The sequence below is a fragment of the Micromonospora sp. AMSO12t genome (assembly GCF_008806585.1).
Taxonomy (GTDB): domain Bacteria; phylum Actinomycetota; class Actinomycetes; order Mycobacteriales; family Micromonosporaceae; genus Micromonospora; species Micromonospora reichwaldensis.
This window is the reverse complement of sequence record NZ_WAAS01000340.1, coordinates 1-5,940: the sequence shown is the minus strand read 5'-3', so window position 1 is coordinate 5,940 and position 5,940 is coordinate 1. Positions and strand designations below refer to the sequence as shown.

General features: G+C 73.1%; 5 protein-coding genes. 4 read left to right on the top strand and 1 reads right to left on the bottom strand.

Features of this window, described 5'->3' with window-relative positions; translation table 11 throughout:
* Window positions 1-159 precede the first annotated feature (159 nt).
* The 3 genes from F6X68_RS29770 to F6X68_RS29760 all read left to right on the top strand — a co-directional run bounded on the left by F6X68_RS29770 (window position 160) and on the right by F6X68_RS29760 (window position 2,378).
* Window positions 160-1,623, top strand: a complete 1,464-nt coding sequence (locus tag F6X68_RS29770; protein WP_151457360.1) for an amidase — start codon at window positions 160-162, stop codon at window positions 1,621-1,623.
* A gap of 73 nt (window positions 1,624-1,696) precedes the next feature.
* Window positions 1,697-1,984: a hypothetical protein gene (locus F6X68_RS29765; protein WP_132239469.1), complete on the top strand. Its 288-nt coding sequence runs from the start codon at window positions 1,697-1,699 to the stop codon at window positions 1,982-1,984.
* Entirely contained in the window at window positions 1,971-2,378 is a 408-nt protein-coding gene (locus F6X68_RS29760; protein WP_132239293.1) for a DUF5130 family protein, read from the top strand. The genes F6X68_RS29765 and F6X68_RS29760 overlap by 14 nt, the downstream gene beginning before the upstream one ends.
* A gap of 80 nt (window positions 2,379-2,458) precedes the next feature.
* Here the strand turns inward: F6X68_RS29760 and pepN are convergent, their stop codons facing one another.
* Window positions 2,459-5,011 (bottom strand): aminopeptidase N, encoded by a 2,553-nt coding sequence (gene pepN, locus F6X68_RS29755; protein WP_151457359.1) that lies wholly within the window; start codon window positions 5,009-5,011, stop codon window positions 2,459-2,461.
* A gap of 213 nt (window positions 5,012-5,224) precedes the next feature.
* On the opposite strand from pepN, the gene F6X68_RS29750 reads away from it, so the two are divergent.
* Window positions 5,225-5,848: a DsbA family protein gene (locus F6X68_RS29750; protein WP_151457358.1), complete on the top strand. Its 624-nt coding sequence runs from the start codon at window positions 5,225-5,227 to the stop codon at window positions 5,846-5,848.
* The last annotated feature ends 92 nt before the right edge of the window (window positions 5,849-5,940 follow it).

Sequence of the window (5,940 nt, the reverse complement as noted above, 5' to 3'; positions counted from 1 at the left end):
GGTGGACGGTGATCGCCATCGATCGGGTCCATCCTGCGTGCCGGGTGCCGGTGGCCGGTCATCCCGATGTGGTCATGTCCGGGGGGATATGGCGCTCGTCGCACCGCCGGCCGGTCGTGTCGTACGGCACACCGGCGGCCGGGCGGGCAGGATGAGGGGATGGCCGAGCCGCACGACCTGACCGCGTTGGAGCAGGCCGCCGCGATCGCCGGCGGCGAGCTGTCCAGCGTCGAACTGGTCGAGCACCACCTGACCCGGGTCGACGCGCTCGGCGACACCGTCGGCGCGTTCGTCACGGTCACCGGCGAGCGGGCCCGCGCGGCGGCCCGCGCTGCCGACGCCGTCCCCGCCGACGAGCGCGGCCCGTTGCACGGCGTGCCGACCGCGATCAAGGACCTGACCCTCACCGCCGGGGTGCGCACCACCTTCGGTTCGGCGGCGTTCGCCGACTTCGTGCCGCCCGTGGACGCCGACGTGGTCCGGTTCATGGCGGAGGCCGGGCTGGTGAGCCTGGGCAAGACCACCACCTCCGAGCTGGGCTGTTCGCTCTACTCGGAGGGGCTGGTCGCGCCGCCGGCCCGTAATCCGTGGGACCTGGCGTACACCGCCGGCGGCTCCAGCGGAGGGGCGGCGGCGGCCGTCGCGGCCGGGCTGGTGCCGGTCGCTCAGGGCTCCGACGGCGGCGGCTCGCTGCGCATCCCGGCGTCGCTGTGCGGCCTGGTCGGCTACAAGCCGAGCCGGGGGCTGGTTTCCGGGGGGCCGGTCGGCTCCGGCGCCTTCGGCCTGCCCACCAACGGCCCGATCGGGCGTACGGTCGCCGACGTGGCGGCGCTGCTCGACGTGCTGGCCCGGCCGGTGCCCGGCGAGCCCTACCTGGCGCCCACCCCGCCCCCGGGCGGCTGGCTCGGCGCGGCCCGCGCGGCCGACCCGGGGCGGCTGCGCGTCGGGCGGTTCACCGCACCGATGCTCGCCGACGAGCCGGTGCACCCCGACTGCCTCGCCGCCGTGGACCGGGCGGCGGCGCTGCTCACCGCCGCCGGCCACGAGGTGGTCGACGTCCCCGCGCCCCTCGGGCCCGCCGTGTGGCCGCTGTTCGAGATCGTCTGGTATGTGCTGGCGCTCGCGCCCGTGCCGCGCGGGCGGGAGAGCGCGCTGCTGCCGCTGACCCGCCACCTGCGGGCCCGGGGCGCGGAGATCTCCGCCGGCACTCTCACCGCCACGCTCGGCGAACTCCAGGCGCAGGTACGCCTCGGCGTGCGCCGCACCGCCGGCTGCGACCTGCTGCTCTGCCCGACCCTCGCCGCGCCGCAGGCGCCGCTGGGCTGGTTCGCCGAGGGGGGCGACCCGGCCGAGGACTTCGACCGGCAACGCCGGTTCTCGCCGTACTGCGCCGTGTTCAACGTCACGGGTGATCCGTCCGTGTCCCTGCCGGTGGGCGTCACCGCCGAAGGGCTGCCCGTGGGGGTCCTGCTGACCGGCCGGTACGGCGACGACGCGAGGTTGATCGCCACGGCTGCGCAACTGGAGCACTCCAGTGGCGGATGGGATCGCCACCCCGCAATCTGGCGGGCCGTGGGCTCCGCTAACGTGAATGGCAGCGGTGTCGGGAGGTCGGCGCCATGATCGTCCACCCGACCCGGAATCTTAAGGTCTCTTCTTCCGCCTGGGGGCGTTGGGATTGTCTGTAACCGAGACGTTGCTGGTCTTCGTCGGCATCCCGGCGGCCGCGGTGCTGGTGATCGCCGGTCTGGCGTACGCCGGTAGTCGTGGCGGCGGCGGTGGCGGCGCCAAGCGCTACCGGCCGGGCCGGTCCTTCGACTTCACTCCGGTCTGGTTCCTGGGCCGGCCGGAGCAGCTGGCCGACTCGGCCGGCACCGCCCTGGCAGCGGGCGCGCAGGCGCCGGCGCTGACCAGCCGCAAGCAGGAGCAGGCCGGCATCGAGGCGCCGGCCGGTGGAACCGGAGGCGCAAGTGACCGTTGGTGAGAAGCAGGCCGGGACGGGGAATCCGCCCGAGGTGCTGGACGGGCCGTTCTCGACCCGCCAGCTGCTGCGCATCGACGAGGCCCTGCGCCTGGCGGACCAGGGCACCGGCCTGGTCTTCTCGGTCTTCGTCGGCGGCCTCGACGAGCCGATCCGGGAGCACGCGGAGCGGCTGCACCGCCAGCTCGCCGAGCCCGACCGGTCGGTCCTGATCGCGGTGTCGCCCAACCAGCGGCAGCTGGAGATCGTCACCGGCCGGCACGCCCGCAAGCGCATCCCCGACACCTACGCCCGGCTCGCCGCGCTGTCGATGGTGGCGGCGTTCGGCGGCGGCGACCTGGCCGGCGGCATCATCAACGGCCTCGACCAGCTCGCCAGCCACGCCGGCAAGGGCTGACCGACCCGGAGCCCCACCCGACGTCCAACGGTGAAGCCCGGTCCGCACCGCGGACCGGGCTTCACCGTGTCGGGCGTACGTCAGGCGCTGCGCGCGTCCCGCTCGCGGGCCCGCAGGGCGCGGACGACGCCGTCGCGGCCCTCGCCCACCAGCCGGCGCAGCGGGGCCGAGTGGCCGTCGCCGGCCAGCCACGCGTCGGTGGCCGCCACGGTCTCGTCGTCCACCAGGTACGCCGGGTACGCCAGCTGCGCGAACTCCTGCGCCGGCTCGCTGTCCCGGCTGCCCCAGACCTGGTCCACCGTGGCGAAGTACGCGTCGCGGTAGGGCACCGTCAGCTCGACCTGCGCCGGGTGGATGAGACCCTGCAACAGCGCCCGGTTGCGCCAGTTCGGCAGCGACTCCGGGCCGGTCAGCTGAGCCCAGACGGCGGCCTTGTTCTCCGCCGTCGGCACCAGCGCGTGCGCGTACGCGGCCTCGCGCTCGCCACTGGCCGTGCGGTCCCCGGCCAGCTCGGCCTCGATCTCGGCGGGACCGGCCGCGCCGTTGGCGACCAGCGCGCCCAGCACGGCCCAGCGCAGCTCGGTGTCGATGGACAGGCCGGCCGGAACGTCGCTGCCGGCCAGCCAGCCCCGCAGGGTGGCCAGGTCCTCGGCCGAGCGGGCCGCCGTGGCGTACGCGCGGGCCCAGGTCAGCTGGAAGCCGCTGCCCGGTTCCGCCGCCGCCAGCGTGGTCCGCGCGGTGCGGGCCAGCTCCGCCCAGCCGGTCGGCGCCCAGGCCGGATCGGCGTAGAACGTGAGCGCCGTCTTGGCCTGGCGCAGGGCGGCGTTGACCAGGTTGATGTCGGTCTCGGCGGGCAGCCCCGCCAGCACCAGCGCCACGTAGTCGCGGGCGGCCAGTTCGGCGTCGCGGGTCATGTCCCAGGCGGCGGTCCAGCACAGCGCGCGGGCCAGCGACGACTCGAAGCCGGCGATGTGCTGCACCACGGTGGCCATCGACCGCTCGTCGAGGCGCAGCTTGGTGTAGGTGAGGTCGTCGTCGTTGAGCAGCAGCACGTCGGCGGCGGGCACCCCGCGCAGCGCGCTCAGCTCGGTCCGCTCGCCGGCGACGTCGATCTCGTGGCGCTCGCGGCGGACCAGCCGGCCGTCGGTCAGGTCGTAGAGGCCCACCCCGATCCGGTGGGTACGCAGCGTCGGGTGCGCGGTGGGCGCCTCCTGGAGCACGACCACCTGCTCGTAGGTGCCGTCCGCGCCGATCGTCAGCTCGGGCCGCAGGGTGTTGACCTGCGCCGTCTCCAGCCACTGGGCGGCGAACTTGCGCAGCTCCCGGCCGGAGGCCGTCTCCAGCTCGGAGAGCAGGTCGTCGAAGGTGGCGTTGCCCCAGGCGTGCTTGGCGAAGTAGGCCCGCAGGCCGGCCAGGAACGGCTCCTCACCGACGTACGCGACGAGCTGCTTGAGCACGCTCGCGCCCTTGGCGTAGGTGATGCCGTCGAAGTTGACCTCGACCGCCTCCAGGTCCGGCATCTCGCAGTAGACCGGGTGGGTGGAGGAGAGCTGGTCCTGCCGGTAGCCCCAGTTCTTGCGGATGGACAGGAACGTCGTCCAGGCCTCGGTGAAGCGGGTGGCGTGGGTGTTGCACCAGTGGCTGGCCCACTCGGCGAACGACTCGTTGAGCCACAGGTCGTTCCACCAGCGCATGGTGACCAGGTCACCGAACCACATGTGCGCCAGCTCGTGCAGGATCGTGTTGGCCCGCTGCTCGTACTCGTAGTCGGTCACCTGCGAGCGGAAGAGGTAGTGCGACTCGGCGTGCGTGACGCAGCCGAAGTTCTCCATGGCGCCGGCGTTGAAGTCGGGCACCCACAGCTGGTCGTACTTGGGCAGCGGGTAGCGCACGCCGAACTGCTCGTGGAAGAAGTCGAAGCCCTGCTTGGTGACCAGGAAGAGGTCGTCCGAGTCGAGGTGCGGCGCCATGGAGGCCCGGCAGAACGCGCCCAGGTCGATGCCGTCGTGGCTGTCCCGCACCTCGTGGTACGGCCCGGCACAGAGGGCGGTGATGTAGGTGCTCATCCGCACCGAGGTGGTGAGGTGGACCGTCTTCAGCCCTTCGCCCGCCGCCTCCTCCCGCTCCACCGGCATGTTCGAGACCACCTTCCAGTGGTCCGGGACGGTGGCGTGCCAGGTGTAGACGCTCTTCAGGTCGGGCTGGTCGAAGCAGGCGTAGACCCGCTGGGCGTCGGCCGTCTCGAACTGGCTGTAGAGGTAGGTCTCGCCGTCGACCGGATCGACGGTGCGGTGCAGGCCCTGCCCGCTGTTCGAGTACGCGAAGTCCGCCTCGACGACGAGCGTGTTCTCGCTGTCCAGTCCCGACAGGGTCAGGCCCTTCTCGGCCGACCAGTCGCCCAGGTCCACCGGGGTCCCGTTCAGCGTCGCGGACCGCACCGAGTCGGCGGCCAGCTCGATGAAGGTGCTCGCGCCGGGTTCCGCGCACCGGAACCGCACCTCGGTCCTCGAACGGAAGGTGCGAGCCTCGGCCGCCGCCCGTACGGCGGACGAGAGGTCCAGACTGATGTCGTATCCGGTCACGTCGAGCAGGCGGGCCCGCTCGGTGGCCTCGACCTGCGTCAGGTTGCGCACTCCCGGCACTTTTCGTCTCCATCCCGTTTCGCCGCACGCCTTGGTGGCGCCGTCATCGACCGCTCGTGACGGCCGGATTCGAGTCTTCCATGCACGAACACCCTGTGGTGGGCGAGGTCACGCTCTCATTCCGCTGTGGGTCGACACCCGCTGGGGTGAAGATCGCAGGAGGCGCCGGGAGGCCGGCGCACACCCGTCGTGAAGGGACCAGCCGTGAGTGAGCGTGCCGCCGTAGACATGTTCTTCGACCCCCTCTGCCCGTGGGCGTGGATCACCTCCCGTTGGCTGCTGGAGGTGGAGCAGGTCCGGGACGTGGACGTCCGGTTCCGTGTGATGAGCCTCTCGGTGCTCAACGAGGGCCGGGAGCTGCCGGAGCAGTACCAGGAGCTGATGCGGACCGGCTGGGGCCCGGTGCGGGTCTGCATCGCCGTCGAGCAGCGGTACGGCCAGGACGCCGTCCGGAAGCTCTACACCGCGCTGGGCACCCGGATCCACCTCGGGCAGGAGAAGCTCACTCGTGAGCTGTTCGTCGCCGCGCTGACCGACGTCGGGCTCGACCCGGAGCTGGCCGACGTGGCCGAGGGCACCGCCCACGACGAGGCGCTGCGGGCCAGCCACGAGGCCGGCATGCGTCCGGTCGGCACCGACGTCGGCACCCCGGTGATCCACGCGCCCGGCCCGGACGGCGGCCCGGTCGCCTTCTTCGGCCCGGTGGTCACCCCGGCGCCGAAGGGGGAGGCCGCCGGCCGGCTCTGGGACGGCGTCCTGCTGGTCGCCGGCACCCCCGGCTTCTACGAGCTGAAGCGCTCCCGAGACCAGGACCCCATCTTCGACTGAACCGCTCCTTCGTTCGGCCCCACCGTGGGCAGCTCCCGGACCGACCAGGGGGTTCGCGTCGTGAACCCCCTGGTCGGCGGCGGTGGCGCGGG